We start from the raw sequence: 19,627 nt of genomic DNA, 5'->3' as shown, positions 1-19,627 counted from the left end.
CAGCCTCCTTTATTATTCCGTTACAAATTTTTCAATGTTCTCTGAATTTACGACGACAGGTTCATCATACTCTTCGCCATTAATAACGGTCCCGTCAGGTATAGTTACTTTTTCCATAACTATTGCCCTGTTTATGGTGCAGTTGTTGCCGACTTTCACGCTGGGATGCAAGATAGATTCTTTAACTAAGGTATTTTCACCCACATCTATGCCTTCGAATAAAATGGAATTTTTGACGATTCCGCTGATCCAGCACCCTGAATTAACGAGAGAATTATCTATCTCTGCATTAGGCTCAATAAATTGCGGCGGATAGTTGGAATCGTGAGAGTAAGTCCGCCATTCCTTGGAGTTTAAAGACAGGGATAAATCTTCTTCCAATAAGTCCATGTTCGCTTCCCAATAACTTTTAATTGTTCCGACATCTTTCCAGTACCCCTGGAAACGGTAAGCGAACAAGCGTAAGCCGTCATTAAGCATAGCGGGGATAATATCTTTCCCGAAATCATGACTTGAACTGTCTGATGCTTCATCGTCTATTAAGTACTTGCGCAGCGTTTTCCAGTTAAATATATAAATTCCCATTGACGCCAAGTTACTTTTAGGGTTTTGGGGCTTTTCATCAAATTCATATATTTCAAGGTTTTCTTTAGTATTTAATATACCGAAACGTGAAGCTTCATCCCACGGCACCTCTATGACTGAGATGGTTGCTTCTGACTGTTTTTCTTTATGATGGTCAATAAGCCTCTGATAATTCATCTGGTAAATATGGTCGCCTGATATGACAAGGACATATTCAGGGTCAAACTGATCAATAAATTGCATATTTTGGGAGATAGCATCGGCCGTCCCTTTATACCAGCTGCCTCCTTTTTGGGCAGTAAAGGGCGACAAAATGGATACACCATCGTGTTGACGGTCCAAATCCCAAGGTTTCCCGATTCCTATATGCTTATTTAATACCATGGGTGAATATTGGGTTAAAACACCGACGGTATGAATTTTTGAATTTGTACAATTGCTTAATGTAAAGTCTATAATCCTGTATTTGCCGCCAAACGGGACTGCAGGCTTAGCCAGATTTTTAGTAAGCAAACCGAGCCGTTTGCCTTCCCCGCCTGCAAGGAGCATTCCAACGCATTCTTTTGACATTTAAGATTCCTCCTCAATTTTTTCTTTATCTATTTTTTTATAAATGGCTACAGCTAATGGGGGGATGCTGATTTTAATATGGTTGTCAAAACTGTGCCACTTATCAGAAAAACTAAAATGCTTGTCTGCACTAATCTGATTGGAACCGCCAAATTTTTCAGAATCGGAGTTGAATATTTCTTCATATGTTCCCGGAGAGGGGACGCCTACTTTATAATCGTAATAAACATTAGGAGTGAAATTACAAATAATAATTAACTGATCGCTGTCCTGCTTGCCCTGTCTTATAAAAGCGACTGTACTTTGATCAATGTTATGAGGGTCAATCCACTTGAAGCCTTCAGGGTCGTGGTCCAGTTCAAAAAGAGCAGGTTGAGATTGATAAAATTTATTCAGTTCTCTTACATAGGTAAACATACTGTGATGAAATGGATAATCAGTTAAATGCCAGTCTAATTGTTCTTTATCTTTCCACTCTGCATACTGGCCCAGCTCACCTCCCATAAATAAGAGTTTTTTCCCGGGATGAGCCATCATATAGCCGTATAACAGGCGCAGGTTTGCAAATTGCTGCCACTGGTCTCCGGGCATCTTATTTAACAGCGAGCGTTTACCATGCACCACTTCATCGTGTGACAGAGGCAGCACAAAGTTTTCAGTGTGAATATACATAAATGAAAAAGTTAATAAATTATGGTGCCATTTCCGGTAAAGAGGATCATGCTCCATATACTCAAGCATGTCATTCATCCAGCCCATATTCCATTTGAAATTGAAACCAAGTCCACCGCTGTGTGTGGGGGCAGTTACTAAGGGGAGATCAGAACTGTCTTCAGCCATCATTAAGACAGAAGGAAAGTATTCGAACACGATCTGGTTCAGTTTCTTTATAAAAGCAAACGCTTCAAGGTGATCGTCTCCTCCATACGAATTGTAGACTTTTTCTTCATCTTCGTTTTTATCAAAATTTAAAGACAGCATGCTTGCTACTGCGTCGACGCGGATTCCGTCTATGTGAAATTCTTTTAGCCAGTAGACTGCATTAGAGATCAGAAAACTTTGGACTTCCTGACGGCCGAAATCAAATGTGAGAGTTCCCCATGATGTCTTTTCAGACTTTCTGGGATCGGCATATTCAAAAAGCGGCTCTCCATCAAACTGTCTCAAGCCGTGATCGTCTTTACAGAAATGTCCGGGCACCCAGTCTAAAATAACGCCGAGTCCCTCCTGATGACATTGGTCTACAAAATATTTAAAGTCATCAGGTTTGCCGTAACGGCTCGTTACCGAATAATACCCTGTGATCTGGTAACCCCAGGAAAGATCATAGGGGTGTTCGCTGATGGGCATGATTTCGATATGCGTATATCCTAAATCTTTCACATACGGGATGAGTTCATCTGCGAGTTCCCTGTATGTGTACAGGTTGCCGTCAGGCTTTTTCTTCCATGTGCCTAAGTGGACTTCGTAAATATTTACAGGAGATTTGTATGGGTTATAGAGTTTTTTGGTTTCCTGCCATTTTTTATCCTTCCATTTATAAGGGGGGGCATTGCCCGGAGTTAATGAGGCAGTGGCAGGGCGCAGTTCCGATTGGGCTGCGTAGGGATCAGATTTTAACCTTCGTTTCCCGCTGGCATGGATGATTTCGTATTTATATGGGCTGTCTGGTGGAATGTCAGTTAAAAAAACTGCCCAGAGGCCTTCTTTATTTACACGTTTTAATGGAGAGTCCGAACCGTCCCAGTCATTAAAATCTCCGACTACAGAAACAGCGGATGCGTTTGGAGCCCATACAACGAAGCGATAGCCTTTTCTATTTTTCCATTTGATTTCATGGCAGCCCAGGAGCTTGTAGCTGTGGTAATGGGTTCCCTGATGAAATAAGTAAATATCTTGGGGTGACAGGTTATAATCCATCAACATGTTCCTTTCTTAAAAAAATGACCTGAAAAATTGACGCACATCAATGTGCAAGAGAATAAATATGAGTAGCACCGTGTTATACTAGTTCTCTTTTATTATGCCAGGTTCCTTTAATATAACTTAAAAATTGTAAAAATTGTGTGAGTTTTTCAACTTATTTTCGAACAATTATAAAGTAAGGGCTTTCATGAAGATTGTACTTAATTACGGATAAGGTATAATAGAAAATACTGCTTTTCAAAGTTCGTTTGAATAAAGGTTAGGATTAGAAATGAGGGATGCACCATGGATCGTATGACAGCATGGATAGAAGATCGGAAATGTGTCGAGCTGAAAGGAGAGGGGGCCGGACGGTCAATCCATTCAGGCGATGCGGCGGTTATTAAGGGAAAGAATATACTCATTCCTTTATATGCCCATCACGTGGATGTGAATCGGGTAATCTTGCATTCTACAGAGGATCTGCCTCTCGGAACAGAAATGGAATTGGAATGTAAAGAGGTTATTGCTCCCGTATATGCGGGTAAAGTAGTCCGGACAAAATGGTTTGACGATTTATTTAATGCTTCGGAGGAAATTCTTGGAGCAACTTACCAGCCGGAATATTCGACTTTCAGAGTATGGAGTCCGGTGGCTGTCGAAATGAGCCTTAATCTTAACGGAATCTCCTATTCTATGAACAAGAAAGGTAATGGCGTTTGGGAACATACAGTGGCTGGGAATTGTGAAGGTGTGTTGTACTCATTTTCTGCAAAAGTCAATGGGAAAGTGATAGAAGCATCTGATCCTTATGCTAAGGCTTTAACAGCTAACAGCACCTCAGCAGTTGTGGCTGACCTTGGGAAAACAGACCCGGAGCACTTTCGCACGTACCCTAAACCTGAATTAGAACATTTACAGGACAGTTCAATTTATGAAATCCATATAAGGGACGCTACGATCCATAAGGAGAGCGGGGCGGCTGCTAAAGGAAAGTATACAGGGCTGGCTGAACCAGGGACAAAAACAGGTAATGGGTATACGACGGGTCTTGATTACATTTCAGAGTTGGGAGTCACTCACGTTCAGCTGCTTCCCGTCAATGATTTCGCAAGAGTGGATGATTACAAACCTGAAAGCGGGTATAACTGGGGATATGATCCTTTATTTTATCAGGTTCCTGAAGGGAGTTACTGTACGGCCCCGGCAAATCCGTATAATAGGATAACCGAGCTGAAGGAATTAATTAAGTCCTTTAACCTTAAAGGACTTTCAGTCATCATCGATGTGGTCTACAACCACGTGTTTATTATGGAAGAATCACCGTTGGAGAAGCTTGTACCCGGCTATTATTTCCGCTATCACCTTGATGGCTCGTTAAGCAATGGGACGGGTGTCGGCAACGATTTAGCAACTGAAAGAAACATGGTAAAAAAGTTAATATTGGATACAGTCGATTTCTGGTTGTCAGAGTACCGGATAGACGGGTTCAGATTTGATTTAATGGGAGCTATGGATATTGACACGATGAAAGAGATTTCAAGACGGTGCAAGGAAGAAAACAGGCCTATCATGCTTTTAGGAGAAGGATGGGAATTGCCAACTGCGCTTGAAAGAACAAGAAAGGCAACAAATTTCCAGTCTGGGCTTATCCCGGATGTTCGTTTCTTTAACGACTTATTTCGCGATTCGTTAAAGGGCAGCCTGTTTGATTTTGATGACTATGGTTACATTAATGGAAAGGGGAGGTTTATTGAAAGGCTGTCCCACCTTGTTAAAGGGTCATGCATGAGCGGAGAAGGCCACCCTCCTTTCGTTCAAGACGTAACGCAAACGGTTAATTATGTGGAATGCCATGATAACCATACACTATGGGACCGGCTGCTAATCACTAATTCCCATGAGAATGAGTTAGACAGGATGGAAATGCACAAACTGGCGACAGGGTTGACGGTACTGAGCCAGGGCATCCCGTTTCTCCATGCGGGGCAGGAATGGTTCCGTTCGAAAAATGGAGATGGAAACAGCTATATTTCCGGCGATTTGGTAAATCATCTGGATTGGATGGAGAGAGAATTAAATAATGAACATATTCAATATGTCAGGGACTTATTAACTATCCGGAACAAATATCCTGTTTTTAGAATAAGATCGGCCCCTGAAATAACCAGGCGGCTTCATGTGCTTGCGACACCAGCACCTGTATTTGGATATACGCTGCTTGGGAAGGAATACGACTTTTGTGTGTTTGTAAATCCAACAAAAAAACGTTATCAGCTGAAACTCCCATCTCCAGGAAGCTGGGAAATACTTTTGTCCAGTAAAGGAAAGGATTTCCGGTCACACACTATTATTAAAGGGGAATTTACAGAAGTGGAACCTTATGAGCTGATCGTCACAAAAAAATCACGACTTTAGTTGAAGAAACAGCAAATCTTATTTACAATAGTAAAAGACTTTTAATCCTGTAGAGAAGCAGAGATTAGACATAGGATTAAAGCTATGAATGAAAATGAGGGTGAAACGATTGGAACATTTCATGGGTGAAGGGTGGCAGCTTCGGCCTGCCGGTGGTGCTACCGGTGAGGCTTATATTGCTGAACAAGGGAATCAGAAAATATTTATAAAACGTAATTCTTCACCGTTTTTGGCCGTTCTTTCCGCGGAAGGGATTGTTCCTAAACTATTATGGACAAAACGCCTTGAAAACGGAGATGTGATCACTGCTCAGCGGTGGGTGGACGGGCGAGAATTAAAATCTTACGAGATGAACAATGATCGTGTAGCCTCTTTATTATCCAAGATCCATCAGTCCAGGGATTTACTTGATATGTTCAAGAGAATGGGAAACCATCCGCTGACACCTGAGCACATTCATTATAAAGTCAGCAGAAAAAGCGCTGAAATTAATATACAAGACCCTTTCGTAAAGGATGCCTTAAAATGGCTGGAGGATAATCTGCCTGAATATAGTGAGGATAATTATGTGGTTTGTCATGCAGATGTTAACCATAATAACTGGATCAGCAACAGTGAAAACCATCTTTATTTAATTGACTGGGATTGTGCCCAGGTTGCTGATCCTGCTTTGGATTTAGCCCCATTATTATACGTTTATATTCCGAAGAAAGACTGGGGATCCTGGCTTGGCACTTATGGTGTCGATATCACAGAAGCTCTCGTTAAACGTATGCAATGGTATATGGTAGGCCAGTGTATTGAAAATATTCTTTGGTACTGGCAGCGAAATGAATTTAATGATATTGCTAAGTGGTCGGAACTATTAAACACTATTCTTCATGAAGCAGGCCATCATACGAGTTAAAAAGAACCTGGCAATCACGGTGTGATTTATGCCCAGGTTCTTTTTTGTCGTATATTTTTTTAGAGGCATATTTATCTGTAATGACTACTCAGTACGGTTTATACTGTCGACCTGTTGAATCCATGAATTTAACTCAGCAGAAGAGACAGTTGAATGCTGGCCTTCTTTATCGTGCTGATAAGCATATTGCTCAACGGACAGCAGTAATTCTTTGAGTTCTGCCGATATAGCCCCGTTTTGCATTAGGGAATTGACCAGACTCTGCAGCTGGTGAAATTCATCATGGGATCCGTAATGCTCGCTTTGCTGGTTTTCAAGTATGTCTTTTAAAAGCTCAAGTTGATGGTGATAACTGATAGACATTCATTAATCATCCTTTCCATTAGAAAGAGTCTCCTATGGACAAAGGATGTGGAAAAACAGAAATTTTATACAAACAAATTAAATTTCTCTTCCTTTACGCTGTTCATAATCAAAAGTAACCTTTCCGCCTCCGTCAATTAATAATGATAACTCTTCTGTCCAACGGGAGAGGTTCAGTTTGTGATATTTAATTAGTTCATTCGTTTCCTTGCTTTCTTTTGCAGTTTCTATAAAAGCGTCAATCTCCTGGATCGTCCCTGAAAAATTGTCGTTTAGTGGTTCTTCTTTTAAACTTTTTATTATTCCTTCTATTTTATTAATTTCATCTTTAGTACCCTCTTCCTTTTCTTTCAGTTGTTTTACAAGTGATTGTAATTGCTCCAGAATCTGATAACTGACCATATTTAATTCCTCCTTTAAAAAGTGAGTTTCAGCAAATATCTTGTTATTATGTTCCCTTTGCTGGAAAATTTACACATAATTCTATACATTTTAAATTTTTATTTATTAAAAGCCGTCTGACGTAATTGATTTTTTATGATATTCTTATTTTGTAGTTTTAGATGATGGATAATAATGGAGTGTGAAAATTGATATGCGTTTACGAAATAAGCCCTGGGCCGAGGATTTTTTAGAATCACATCCGGAAATAGTAGAAAGTTCACCGGCCGGGTGGCATGGAAGATGGAAAGAAAAGTTTGGTAATGACAGCCCTTTGCATGTAGAGGCAGGCAGCGGGAAAGGGCGTTTTGTGACAGAAATGGCAAGGGCTCATCCAGAAGTTAATTTTATAGGTATAGAAAAATATGAGAGTGTGATTGTGACAGGGGTGGAGCGGGTTTTAGAAAATCCGGTTTCGAATGTCCTTTTACTTCAGGAAGATGTCCAAGAATTGACTGATTTTTTTGAAGAGGGAGAAGTGGACCGGCTTTATATTAACTTTACTGACCCATGGCCTAAAAATAAGCACGCCAAAAGAAGGTTAACGCATGATAATTTTTTAGTTAAATATAGAGATGTTTTAAAAGAGGATGGAGAAATTCACTTCAAAACAGATAACCAAGGGCTGTTTGAATACTCTCTTGAGAGTATGACTCAATTCGGGTTCCAGCTTAACAATGTAAGTCTAGACTTACATAACAGTGACATAGAGGGCAATATCATGACAGAATACGAAGAAAAATTTTCAAAAAAAGGAATGAGGATTTACCGGCTGGAAGCAAGCTTAAGATAATAATCTTCGGAAGGCGGGATGGATATGGCAATGGAACAGTTCAAAGTGGGAGATGGTGTGACACTGACATGGTTAAACGGAGGTGTAACACATATGGATGGAGGAGCTATGTTCGGTGTGGTGCCAAAGCCTCTCTGGTCCAGAAAATATCCTGCAAATGAGAACAATCAAATTGAATTAAGGAGCGATCCTCTCCTCATTCAAGCTGATGGAAAGAATATTTTATTAGAGTCAGGAATAGGCAACGGCAAACTGTCGGAGAAAGCAAAGAAAAACTTTGGCATTACACAGGAAGCTAAGCTGGATGAATGCCTGGGCCAATTAGAATTAACAAGAAATGACATAGATGAAGTCCTCATGACACATATGCACTTTGACCATGCCGGCGGGTTGACTGTATGGAAAGATGACGAGCTGGTCTCTGCTTTCCAAAACGCTGTCATACGTGTGCAGGAGACAGAGTGGGAAGAAATGAGGCATCCTAGTATTAGATCTAAAAATACGTATTTTAAAGAAAACCGGGAAGGCATTGCCGGTCAGGTCGAAACGTTTAAAACTGATTATGAAGCCGTTCCGGGCATAAAACTTATTCATACCGGGGGCCACAGTGCCGGCCATTGTATTCTTCATATTTCACGAGGCGGCAAAGAGCTTTGGCATATGGCGGATATTATGCCCACTCATGCTCATCAGAATGTCCTGTGGGTACTCGCCTATGATGATTACCCTATGGATTCGATAGCAAAAAAACAGGAATACGTTCTGCCTGCAATTGAAAAAGAATCCTGGTTTATTTTCTATCATGACTATAAATACAGAGCGGTCAGATGGGACAAGTCAGGGAAAGAATTACTGGGAAGTGTTGAAAGAAACCGAAGCAACGAATAGAAAAACTGCTCCAGGGCCTTAAAGCCCAGGAGCAGTTTTTTGATTAGCTTACTCTTTTGTGAAGTTACCAATCACGAATCCTTCTTCAGCATCTCCCTTGCCTATGAAGGCCACAAGTGCATAGTCGCCAGCATCAAGGTTATTATAAACGCCCGAAGCATCCAATGTTAAATCGTGGTCTCCCTGAGAGAGAGGGCCGAATGTATCAACATATGCTACAGGAGCAAATCCGGCAGTGAAGATATACATTTCTGCATAATCCACATCACGGTTAAGGTTCATATAAAACTCTATGTTTCCATCTTCAGTGACAGAAGTGATTCCGCCGTAGCTTAAATGAGGGTAATCAGGATCCATCACAAACAGAATGGTAGGCACTTCAATCACTTCATTACCTCGGGAAAGAGTGATCATTCCTTCATAATAGCCAGGTTCAAGGGCGCCTGCGTTCACTTGAACGTTCATGTTAACTTTCTGGCTTCCCCCTGCTTTAACATTCAGGTTATTACTCGTATTGACTCTAATATGGTTATCTCCATCATAGATGTCTACGTCAATTGAGTATCTTTTTCTTTCATCAGACAAATTCATGACTTCAAAATGCTGTCTTTCTGTCTGGCGGCCTTTTTCTTTATCGAAGACGCCGAAAGAATATGATCCAGGGCTTACAAGCGTTTCAGCAGTCAGAGCTTCAACCACTCGGATACTGCCGGCTCCCTGAGTATTAAATGGGTAAACATTCCCATTCTCGTCATAAATGGATTCAGCTGTGTTCATTAACGCAGCTTTGACTTTATCAGTTCCCCAGTTAGGGTTTTTCTCTAATAAAAGTGCTGCAGCTCCTGCTACGTGAGGCGCTGACATGCTTGTACCTTGTAAAGAGGCATAACTTTCTCCAGGGAATGTGCTTACAATATCGACACCTGGTGCAGACACATCAGGCTTAATCATCCACGTGGCATAAGCTGGACCGCGGGAAGAGAAATCAGCGACCGTTTCTCCAACTTCCCGGTCAAATTGAATATCAAAAGTGACTTCATTGTTTCCGGTTTCTAATTCTTCAACCATTTTCTGGCCATCCACATCGTCCAGCTTTAGTGTTGGCACAGCCATACCAGGAATAACGAACGGCATTTCGCCTTCAGTGTTATTGTAGATAACTGCCCCCACAGCTCCTGCAGCAGCGGCGTTCTCAGCCTTATCAACGAAAGCAATCTCCCCACGCTTAATTAAAGCGATCTTGCCTTCTACATTTACGCCGTCAAAGTCTCCAACTCTGCCAAGGCCGGCATCGACAAATTCATACGTTTCTCCATCCAATGCCAGAAGCTCCTCATCTTCATCGAAGCCCATGACTTTTGCTGTCGGATACTCAACACCGTCACTTGTAAAAAGGTCAGCTTCGTAAAGATTATAAGGAAGCTGTGTGGCGCCAACTGAGATGGCTTCACGGCTCGTACCAGGAGAACCGACAGTCCAGTTGTCTGGCCCGCTGTTTCCGTTTGAAGTTACAGCTACTACGCCTTCAGCCATTGCCCAGTCAAGAGCGATAGAAGTAGCCCAGTCAGGGTCGTTTACTGTATTTCCTAAAGACAGGTTCATGACATCAGCTCCGTCTTTAACAGCTAATTCAATTCCTGCTACGACATCAGCTGTCGTACCGCCCTGCGGTCCAAGAACACGGTAGCCAAGCAGGCTGGCGTCAGGTGCAACCCCTTTAATGTTTCCATTAGCAGCAACGGTCCCTGCTACATGCGTACCGTGGTACTGACCTTCCCCTTCCTGCGGATCGTCATTGTTATCGACAAAGTCATAACCTTTGTAGTCTCCAAAAGCATGAGCCAAGTCAGGGTGTGTATAATCAACCCCTGTATCAATGATGGCTACTGTGACACCTTCACCTGTAATTCCTAAGCTTTCCCAAGCTTCATCAGCTCCAATAAAAGGAGCACTGTCCATCATTTCAGGAGAAAACTCCTCATTAGAAATTTCTTCAGGAGAAAATTCGGTAGCCTGGTAAGTCACAGACGGATAAACCGCCTGAACTCCGTCCAATTCAGTTAGCTGCAGCACTTCTTTTTCAGATAAAGTTAACGCGATACCTGAAAATAAATGGTCGTATTCTCTTTCGACTTCACTGTCTGGAATAAGAGCTGCAATGTCGCTCTTTAACTGCTCGCGGCTTTTTTTCAGGTTAGCTTCAGATTGTGCGACCCCTTTATGTTTCGCTTCAGTTATAGAAGGTTCATCTAGCTGAACCATTACTGTAATCTCTTCAGAAGAATTAAAATCATAGCTTCCTTTTAGTTCTCCAAGACTCTCTGATTTTTGTCCCGACGCTTGTCCAGTCTGAGTAAAGCCGGATGCCAGCAACACCAGAACCATGATCATTAAAGCTGCTTTTTTCTGTAAAAAACTTTTCAAAAAGACCCCTCCTAAATATTTTTTGACGGAAACTGAATAAAAAAGTCACCTCCAGAAATTGGTTATGTATACGAGAGCTGGAAAACCCTCTCTATAAATTATTTCGTAAAACGAGATTTTTTTCTTGAAACAATTGGATTATTATTCTGAATTTTACAAACTATAACAAATTTATAGAAATACTGATATGACAACTTTAAGGGTCTTTAGGGCTATTTTTTTATGACTGGAATGAAAGGTTAGTATAGTATGAAAGTTCTGAAAAATAAATAAAAAAATGAAATATTTAAGGGAGAAATGAAAAAAAGTTTTGAAGAGAACGAAGAAAATTAAATATTAAGGGAGGATATTAAATAGTGAAAAAAAGAAATAGGCCGAAGGGTTTAATTAAATGCGGGTCTTTTGAATAAAAAAGCCTGCCGGAAAACTCCGGCAGGAGAAAAGAGAGTTAATCTTCCTGTTTATTTAAAGCGAGGACTGCACCAGTTGAAGCATCTACAAAGAATTCATAGGCTGCCATTTTACCGTTCTCCTCTGAACATGTAATCCCGCCCCGGTAAACATCATAGACGAGCTGGTCCTGTTCAAACTCCTCGGTAATCATATGTACCCATGACCCTTCAATGGTTCCAAGATGTGTCGTTTTTCGTTTTACTGATTTCAGTGCTTTTTCCGGTGATAATTTTCCATCTGTCTTTTCCAATTGATTTTTAGCCAGTATAGTTACTGCGACCCCTGCGCCAACACCAGCTGCGAAACGTTTCCAACCCATAAAGCACACCTCTTTCTTAAAATATACTTCTGTAGTTCTAGTTCCCAATATTAGTATATCGAAACTAATAATAAAAGCCAATCTTCCAGTTAATTTTTCCATAAAAGATAATTTTCATGAGAAAGATAATTATTTCGTTTGCCGAAAAAAGTGGAAACCATTCAGACAATTCGTTAAAATAAAAATAGCTTACATAACAATTTTCAGGGAAGGAGATTGAAAAGATATGAACAATGAAACATACAAAATGTTTGAAACATTAACACAGCTTCCGGGGGCACCCGGTTTTGAACATCAAGTCCGGGCGTATGTAAAAAAAGAATTGGAACAATACAGTGATGAAGTGATCCAAGACCGCCTTGGAGGGGTTTTCGGAGTTAAAAAAGGAAATGAATCAGGCCCTAAAGTAATGGTTGCCGGCCATATGGATGAAGTAGGGTTTATGGTGACGTCTGTAAATGAAAAAGGGCTGATCCGGTTCCAGACTTTAGGCGGCTGGTGGAGCCAGGTCCTTCTTGCACAGCGGCTTCAAATTATAACTGATAATGGCCCTGTCACGGGGGTCGTAGGCTCTATTCCTCCACATCTGTTAGATGAGGCAAAGAGAAATAAGCCAATGGAAATAAAGAACATGTATATTGATATCGGTGCGGATAATAAAGAAGATGCGGAGAGGATCGGTATTAAGCCGGGCCAGCAAATTGTGCCTGTTTGTCCTATGGAGACGCTTGCTAATGATAAAAAAATTCTGGCCAAAGCCTGGGATAACAGATATGGTGTCGGTCTGTCGATTGAACTGTTAAAAGAACTGAAAGATGAGAAGACCCCAAATATATTATATTCAGGAGCGACGGTTCAGGAAGAGGTTGGACTGCGCGGGGCTCAGGCTGCAGCTAATATGATTAAGCCCGATATCTTTTATGCTCTCGATGCCAGTCCTGCAAATGACGCATCAGGTGAGAAAGATGCTTTTGGCCACCTTGGCAAAGGGGCATTATTAAGAATATTTGATCGCACAATGATCACTCACCGGGGGATGAGAGAGTTCATTCTTGATACAGCCGAAACGAATAAGATTCCATACCAGTTCTTTATTTCCCAGGGCGGCACAGATGCCGGCAGGGTGCATATTTCCAACAGCGGTGTCCCTTCAGCAGTAATAGGCATCTGCTCAAGGTATATTCATACCGCTGCTTCAATGATTCATGTGGATGATTATGCCGCTGCCAAAGAACTGATTACCACCCTTGTAAGACAGACAGACGAAACGACTTTAAAAACGATCCGGGACAACGTATAAATAACGATTCTCTTATCCTGAAAATCCCGACTGCTGATCGGGATTTTCTTTTGACTGTAATCAGCAGGTGTGGCATGTTATGGGCGAATTTTTTGGTTCAGACATTAGGGGTCAGACCCCCCAGATGCTGGAAAAAAGAAAGGGGGCATGGAGTGATGAAAAAAGGGTTGTATGTCGGTTCTGAAAATCCGGCTAAAATAGCATCGGTCAAAGAAGTATTCGGTAAAGACTTTGAAATACGAGGTGTTTCGGCTCCTTCGGGCGTATCGAGTCAACCTGCTTCAGACGAAGAAACAATGCAGGGAGCTGTGAACAGAGCAACATATTTAATCGCCAAAACCAATGGGAAATTAGCTCTCGGTCTTGAAGGAGGAATAATGACTCTTAATAAAGGCTTGTATTTATGTAACTGGGGGGCTCTGGCCACTGAACAAGGCGGGTTGTATTTGGCCGGAGGAGCAAGAGTACCTTTGCCTGAATCTGTCGTAAAGCTCCTTCAGGACGGACTTGAACTTGGAGAGGTAATGGATATTTATACGAAGCAGCAAGACACCCGTAATAAAGAAGGTGCAATCGGGGTACTGACTAATGGACACATTACCCGTTCGCAAATGTTTGTTCATATAAATTTTATGCTTAAAGGGCAGTATGAAAAATCTCTTACATACTGATAAGCATTCAAAAAAACCAGCTTTCAAACGGAAAGCTGGTTGTTCTTTCACTACTCAAAAATATATGAGAGAGCCTGCAGGGCCTGATCAGTATTTTCTACTGTAACCTGAGCTCTTTCCGAGAGTTCTTTTAGCGGGTGGTGAAGCTCTTTAGGTCTGACAAGTATGAGCGGTTTATTTAATGCGACAGCGGCGGCAGCATCTGCGGCACTGTTCCACTGCTTATACTTTTCTCCGAAAAGAGCAATAACAACATCAGATTTTTCCAATAAAACTCGCGTTCGTAAATTGTTAATTTTAGAAGCAGCTTCATCTTTGTATATGTTGTCGGGCTGCTCCCCAAGAATCTCTTCTCCTATGTTATCAGAGCGGTCATGGTTCTCCATAGGACCGGTAAAAGAGACAGGGAGGTTTTTAGATTTCGCTTTTTCTTTCACTTCCTCCCGCCAGTTATCATGGATTTGGCCAGCTAAATAAACAGTTAATTCCATCTTATCCCTCCTTAGCAGCATTACTTACATTCTACAATTTTCCCGTTAATAAAAAAATAAAAACAAACATTTTTCACGGCAAGCATACCCTTGATTGAGTGTGTTATTATTAGAAACGATATAGAACAGACGCAGGACAGCAGGTGTGCAGCGGTGAAAGGAGTTCCTGATGAAAGAATTTCTGAAACGAAAAGGAATTGAACCATCTTTCCAAAACTACGTCATTAATGCATTAAGTTATATGGCTTTAGGGTTGTTCTCCTCGTTAATTATCGGGCTGATAATGGAAACGGCAGGCACCCAGCTTGGGGGCCGTCCGGGCGGCCAGCTTTTAGTCCAGATGGGGGAGACTGCCATGAGTCTTTCCGGACCGGCTATTGGAGCGGCTGTTGCCTACGGGCTTGGGGCGCCTCGCCTTGTGCTGTTTGCAGCTCTCGTAAGCGGGGCTTCAGGAGGGGAAATGGCTGGACCTGCCGGGAGTTTTCTGGCAGCCCTCATTTCAACTGAAATTGGAAAAATGGTTTCCCAGGAAACTAAAGTGGATATTATCGTTACTCCTTTCGTTACAATAGCTGCTGGTGTCGGCACGGCTTTAACAATTGGTCCGCCGATTGCAGGAGGTATCCGGCAATTTGGTTCCTTTATAATGTGGGCGACAGAGCAGCAGCCATTTGTAATGGGAATACTGGTTGCAGCCCTGATGGGACTCGCGTTGACCGCGCCTATTTCAAGCGCTGCCATCGCTTTTATGCTTGAGCTGGAAGGGGTAGCAGCAGGCGCAGCGACTGTAGGATGCGCCGCCCAGATGGTCGGATTTGCAGTAAGCAGTTTCAGGGAAAATCGATGGGCCGGTCTGTTGGTATTAGGAATAGGTACATCCATGCTGCAAATTGCAAATGTAATTAAAAACCCATTAATTCTTATTCCGCCCACCTTATCCGCGGCCATACTCGGCCCCGCTGCGACAATGGTTTTTGTAATGGAAAATAACGCAGCCGGAGCAGGCATGGGGACGAGCGGCTTTGTAGGGCAAATAATGACGGTTCATACGATGGGGAGCGGAACTCCGGTTCTTTTGAGTATTCTCTTGCTTCATTTTATTGGCCCGGCTTTACTTAGTCTGTTATTCTCAGAGTGGCTGAGAAGAAAAAATCTAATTAAGTATGGAGATATGACAATCGAAAAATCTTAGGAGGAATTAAGATGGAACAAATTACATCTCTTGATCATTACAGTAAAGTTATAAGGGAGAAGGGGAGTGTGCTGATGTTTTCGGCAGGCTGGTGCCCGGACTGTGTAGTTATAGACCCGGTGATGCCTGAACTGGAAGAAAAGCATTCCGAATTGGGTTTTTACAAAGTTAACCGCGATGATTTTATAGAACTGTGCCAGGAGTTAGACATCTTTGGTATTCCAAGTTTTATTGTTTTTAAAAATGGTGAAGAGGCCGGCCGTTTTGTGAGCAAGGATCGTAAAACGAAAGAGGAAATCGATTCTTTTATACAGGAAGCTAAACAGAAGTAATCCTGCAGAGCAGCTCCGTAACGAGCTGCTTTATTACTGAGAGCCCGGTCACTGCCTTTGCCTTGAAACAAGCAGAGAAATTGGAGTTGATCGTTTCCCATGATAAAATACAGATGTACTGGAGGGAAGAACTAATGAAACCGATTCAATTAAAGCGTGAAATTGAAAAACAACTGGATAATGAAAACTGGGTTACTTCTTTCGACAGAGAGCAGGAAACTTTAAGAATTATAGATAAGCGGGTAGATAAAGGTGTTACAATTAACTTAGGAAACCTTGCCCCTAGAATGAAAGAAAATAAAGACCAGGTATTACAGGAGACATTGAAAACGATTAAAGAAGGGTTAAGACTTTTAACTGCCGAAGTCAACCTCGCAGGGAATGAGCGCCATATTTTTCCTGTGATCAGGGCCACTTCTTTTCCTACTGAAACAAAAGATGGAAGAAAATTAGTGTTTGCAGACCACACCGCTGAAACAAGAGTATTTTACGCCGTGGATCAGGGAACGTCATATTCCTTGATTGACGAAAACATGCTTGAAAAGGATAATAAAACCTTAAATGAAATTCAGGAAGCTGCCCAGTTTAATCTACGGTCATTGAAGCACACGATGAAAGAGGACAAAGTGGCAGGGAATACTTTTTATTTTCTGAGTATGGATGATGGCTACGATGCGAGCAGAATCCTGAATGAATCTCTGCTTAAAGAAATGGACGAAAAAGTTCACGGACAGTTAACCGTAGCTGTACCTCACCACGATGTCCTTATTTTCGGGGATATTCAAAATGAAACCGGGTACGATGTACTTGCCCAGATGGTTTTTCAGTTTTTCTCGGAAGGAAGAGTACCTATTACGGCGCTGCCGTTTATGTATGAGGACGGAGAACTAGAGCCTATCTTTATACTTGCACAGAAAAAGCCGAAAGAGACGAAAAAAGATTGATGAATTATCTGTTCACAAAAGTTATTATTAAGTAAGATAATAAAGAATCGCCCTTCAGGTGGTTCTTTTTCTTTATCCTGAAATAATAATTTTGCATTTCTAATTGGAAAATAGGTGATCAATATGAAAAAAAGCTGGAACGAGTATTTTTCTAAATTAAAACAATGGATGTTTCCGGATGAAGAGAAGTATGAATCGGTAACTGAAAATAAAAAGAGGATGATTCACATTCCTCATAAACAGGTTATTAATAAAGAAGAATATGATGTAAAAATGATACACCAGTATCCTAAAAAGGGAACGTTTCGTTTCCCTCTCATAGAGGACGAATCTCCCGAACCCCCTGCATTGAAACAAAATAAAGACTCTGGTCCAGAACCTGATGTTTCTGAATTTACAAGGAAAAAAGAACAAAAAGAACAAAAAGGGGCAAAGGACGAAAGACAACCTAAAAAGAAGTTTCAGGGAGAACATTTTAAACCCCAAACCATTCCTTCGCCTGTTTACGGGTTTCACCCACGCGAAGAGAAGCGTAATTCTAAAAAAGAAAAACGGGAAGAAGACAAAAATGAAGATATTGCAGGATTTGCTGATACTGAGGAAACACTTATACAGGAGACTGAAAAGACAAGCGAACCGGCTAAACCTTTCGTCCAGGAAAAAGAGGTGGCGGTTCAGAGAGAAACGAAATCCACAAATAGCGAAAACCTCTCTTACGGGTTAAGTGATATGACTTTTACTTCAGAAAAAGACTACACACCTAATGAGAAAGGATTACCAAAGATCCAGGAACATCAAGGAAGTGAAAGATCAGAAGGCGGGGCTCACGAAGAGGAAGAAACATCAGCCAATTCTTCTGATCCTGAACAAGAGCTGGCCGGGCTGATGCACAAAAAGAGAAGTTCACGTGGAGACGGGCTGAACGAGACCAGTCAAGAGGCCGGTTTATCTGAAACATCCGCCACAGCAGAAAATGCTGCAATCAGCGAAGGTTCACATCATTTTAATCAAGGGAACAGCTACGCATTCCCGCCTCTCAGCTTACTTGACCTCCCGGCAGAAAAATCTTTAGAGGATGACCGGTGGCTAGAGGAAAAAACGCAGCAGCTGAATGAGACGTTTGAGTATTTCCGTATCCGAGCAAAAGTAGTGGAAGTCACTAAAGGACCAAGTGTGACAAGGTTTGAAGTTCAGCCTGACCCAGGTGTTAAAGTAAGTAAAATAGTAAATCTCTCAGATGATATAAAGCTGAGCCTTGCTGCGAGAGAAATCAGGATTGAAGCGCCTATTCCTGGAAAGAATGCTATTGGAATTGAGGTGCCGAACGAAGTAGCTGAACCTGTGCATCTAAGTGAAATTCTCCGTGATGCCGCTTTTCAGAAGCAAACTTCTCCATTGAGTGCAGCCATGGGGATGGGAATATCAGGAGAAGCCATCGTGACTGATTTACAAAAGATGCCGCATGGGCTGATTGCAGGGGCCACAGGTTCCGGTAAAAGTGTGTGTGTCAATTCCATTCTTACAAGTATATTATATAAAGCAACCCCTGATGAGGTGCGCTTATTGTTAATTGACCCGAAAATGGTTGAACTGGCTCCTTATAATGAGGTGCCGCACTTGGCGGCTCCGGTAATTACAGACCCTAAAGAGGCAACTAAAAGCCTCAAATGGGCTGTGAGTGAAATGGAAAACAGATATGAAAAATTTGCGAAAGCAGGAGCCCGTGATATCTCCCGGTATAATGAAAAAATGAAAAAATCCGGTAATGAGAAATCTGTTTTACCTTACCTCCTGATTGTTGTGGATGAGCTTGCAGATTTAATGATGGTGTCACCGCAGGAAGTAGAAGACTCAATTTGCAGGATTGCACAGAAGGCCAGGGCGTGCGGCATTCATTTACTGGTTGCTACACAGCGGCCTTCCGTTGACGTTATAACAGGTTTGATAAAAGCAAATATACCAACAAGGGTAGCGTTCTCTGTTTCTTCCCAGGTAGATTCCCGTACGATCCTTGATGGAAGTGGTGCTGAAAAGCTTCTGGGCAGAGGAGATATGCTGATGCTGGAGAATGGTTCTTCAAAGCCGTTGAGAGTTCAGGGCACCTTTGTTTCTGATGATGAAATAGAGCGGATAGTTGATTATGTCAGCAAGTCTCCGGCTCCTGGTATGCTGTTTGAAAAAGACGAATTAAAGGAACAGACGCCTATGGAAACAGAAGATCCGCTATTTGATGAAGTATGTGAGTTTGTTGCGGAACAGCAGGCTGCTTCAGCTTCACTTATACAACGTCGCTTCAGGATGGGGTATAACCGTGCAGCAAGGTTAATTGACGATATGGAGGCGAGAGGATTGGTCTCTCCTCAAAGAGGCAGTAAACCCCGTGAAGTTTATTTGACAAACCATGACTATAAAGAGGAGAATATATAAAAAGATAATTAATACTACACATGCAGCTTCTTTTTTTATACAATGTGTATGTATTGTTTATAATATTCCACACAATTTCATAAGGTAAGAGATCCGTGAGAGCTTTTAAGGGAACGAAGAACCACGAAGAATGCACTACAGCACGATTCAATTCCTCGATTTCGTCGGCTAGCACGATTCACGCGAGATCGAACTAAACCAGGG

17 protein-coding genes are annotated in these 19,627 nt (G+C 41.8%); 10 read left to right on the top strand and 7 right to left on the bottom strand.

Features of this window, described 5'->3' with window-relative positions:
* Positions 1–12: 12 nt before the first annotated feature.
* Positions 13–1,155 (bottom strand): glucose-1-phosphate adenylyltransferase, encoded by a 1,143-nt coding sequence (locus K8O68_RS03250; protein WP_230895503.1) that lies wholly within the window; start codon positions 1,153–1,155, stop codon positions 13–15.
* Complete coding sequence (gene glgB, locus K8O68_RS03245) at positions 1,156–3,075, bottom strand: 1,4-alpha-glucan branching protein GlgB (protein WP_370640475.1); 1,920 nt, start codon at positions 3,073–3,075, stop codon at positions 1,156–1,158.
* A 291-nt stretch (positions 3,076–3,366) separates the two neighbouring features.
* On the opposite strand from glgB, the gene pulA reads away from it, so the two are divergent.
* Both pulA and K8O68_RS03235 read left to right on the top strand, forming a co-directional pair.
* The gene (pulA, locus tag K8O68_RS03240) at positions 3,367–5,478 is read left to right on the top strand and encodes a type I pullulanase (protein ID WP_230895502.1); all 2,112 of its coding nucleotides are present in this window, start codon (positions 3,367–3,369) and stop codon (positions 5,476–5,478) included.
* A gap of 100 nt (positions 5,479–5,578) precedes the next feature.
* A complete protein-coding gene (locus K8O68_RS03235; protein WP_370640479.1) occupies positions 5,579–6,385 on the top strand; it encodes a phosphotransferase in 807 nt (268 codons plus the stop codon).
* An 84-nt stretch (positions 6,386–6,469) separates the two neighbouring features.
* On the opposite strand, the gene K8O68_RS03230 is transcribed toward K8O68_RS03235, so the two are convergent.
* Positions 6,470–6,748: a YtzH-like family protein gene (locus tag K8O68_RS03230; RefSeq protein WP_230895500.1), complete on the bottom strand. Its 279-nt coding sequence runs from the start codon at positions 6,746–6,748 to the stop codon at positions 6,470–6,472.
* A 78-nt stretch (positions 6,749–6,826) separates the two neighbouring features.
* Positions 6,827–7,150, bottom strand: coding sequence for a YtzH-like family protein (locus K8O68_RS03225; RefSeq protein WP_230895499.1), 324 nt, complete (start codon positions 7,148–7,150; stop codon positions 6,827–6,829).
* A 193-nt stretch (positions 7,151–7,343) separates the two neighbouring features.
* On the opposite strand from K8O68_RS03225, the gene trmB reads away from it, so the two are divergent.
* Positions 7,344–7,982, top strand: a complete 639-nt coding sequence (gene trmB / locus K8O68_RS03220) for a tRNA (guanosine(46)-N7)-methyltransferase TrmB (protein ID WP_230895498.1) — start codon at positions 7,344–7,346, stop codon at positions 7,980–7,982.
* Positions 7,983–8,012: 30 nt separating this feature from the next.
* Entirely contained in the window at positions 8,013–8,870 is an 858-nt protein-coding gene (locus K8O68_RS03215; protein ID WP_230895571.1) for a YtnP family quorum-quenching lactonase, read from the top strand.
* 48 nt (positions 8,871–8,918) lie between these two features.
* On the opposite strand, the gene K8O68_RS03210 is transcribed toward K8O68_RS03215, so the two are convergent.
* Together K8O68_RS03210 and K8O68_RS03205 are read right to left on the bottom strand one after the other, a co-directional pair.
* Entirely contained in the window at positions 8,919–11,261 is a 2,343-nt protein-coding gene (locus K8O68_RS03210; protein ID WP_230895570.1) for a S8 family serine peptidase, read from the bottom strand.
* A 481-nt stretch (positions 11,262–11,742) separates the two neighbouring features.
* Positions 11,743–12,066: a PepSY domain-containing protein gene (locus K8O68_RS03205; RefSeq protein WP_230895497.1), complete on the bottom strand. Its 324-nt coding sequence runs from the start codon at positions 12,064–12,066 to the stop codon at positions 11,743–11,745.
* Positions 12,067–12,292: 226 nt separating this feature from the next.
* Here K8O68_RS03205 and K8O68_RS03200 point away from each other — a divergent pair, with 226 nt between their 5' ends.
* On the top strand, positions 12,293–13,366 hold the full coding sequence (locus K8O68_RS03200) for a M42 family metallopeptidase (RefSeq protein WP_230895496.1): 1,074 nt from the start codon (positions 12,293–12,295) through the stop codon (positions 13,364–13,366).
* Positions 13,367–13,521: 155 nt separating this feature from the next.
* Positions 13,522–14,037, top strand: coding sequence for a DUF84 family protein (locus K8O68_RS03195; RefSeq protein ID WP_230895495.1), 516 nt, complete (start codon positions 13,522–13,524; stop codon positions 14,035–14,037).
* A gap of 50 nt (positions 14,038–14,087) precedes the next feature.
* Here the strand turns inward: K8O68_RS03195 and K8O68_RS03190 are convergent, their stop codons facing one another.
* Positions 14,088–14,528 (bottom strand): YtoQ family protein, encoded by a 441-nt coding sequence (locus tag K8O68_RS03190; RefSeq protein WP_093054933.1) that lies wholly within the window; start codon positions 14,526–14,528, stop codon positions 14,088–14,090.
* 169 nt (positions 14,529–14,697) lie between these two features.
* Between K8O68_RS03190 and K8O68_RS03185 the strand changes: the two genes are divergently transcribed.
* The 4 genes from K8O68_RS03185 to K8O68_RS03170 all read left to right on the top strand — a co-directional run bounded on the left by K8O68_RS03185 (position 14,698) and on the right by K8O68_RS03170 (position 19,423).
* A complete protein-coding gene (locus K8O68_RS03185) occupies positions 14,698–15,720 on the top strand; it encodes a PTS sugar transporter subunit IIC (RefSeq protein WP_230895494.1) in 1,023 nt (340 codons plus the stop codon).
* Positions 15,721–15,731: 11 nt separating this feature from the next.
* Positions 15,732–16,052 (top strand): thioredoxin family protein, encoded by a 321-nt coding sequence (locus tag K8O68_RS03180; protein ID WP_230895493.1) that lies wholly within the window; start codon positions 15,732–15,734, stop codon positions 16,050–16,052.
* A 134-nt stretch (positions 16,053–16,186) separates the two neighbouring features.
* On the top strand, positions 16,187–16,996 hold the full coding sequence (locus tag K8O68_RS03175) for a DUF1444 domain-containing protein (protein ID WP_230895492.1): 810 nt from the start codon (positions 16,187–16,189) through the stop codon (positions 16,994–16,996).
* A gap of 123 nt (positions 16,997–17,119) precedes the next feature.
* The gene (locus K8O68_RS03170) at positions 17,120–19,423 is read left to right on the top strand and encodes a DNA translocase FtsK (RefSeq protein ID WP_230895491.1); all 2,304 of its coding nucleotides are present in this window, start codon (positions 17,120–17,122) and stop codon (positions 19,421–19,423) included.
* Positions 19,424–19,627: the final 204 nt, after the last annotated feature.

It is taken from the genome of Salipaludibacillus sp. CUR1 (genome assembly GCF_021028955.1).
Classification (GTDB): domain Bacteria; phylum Bacillota; class Bacilli; order Bacillales; family Salisediminibacteriaceae; genus Salipaludibacillus.
The sequence above is the reverse complement of the archived record's forward strand: the minus strand, read 5'-3'. Positions and strand labels throughout refer to the sequence as shown.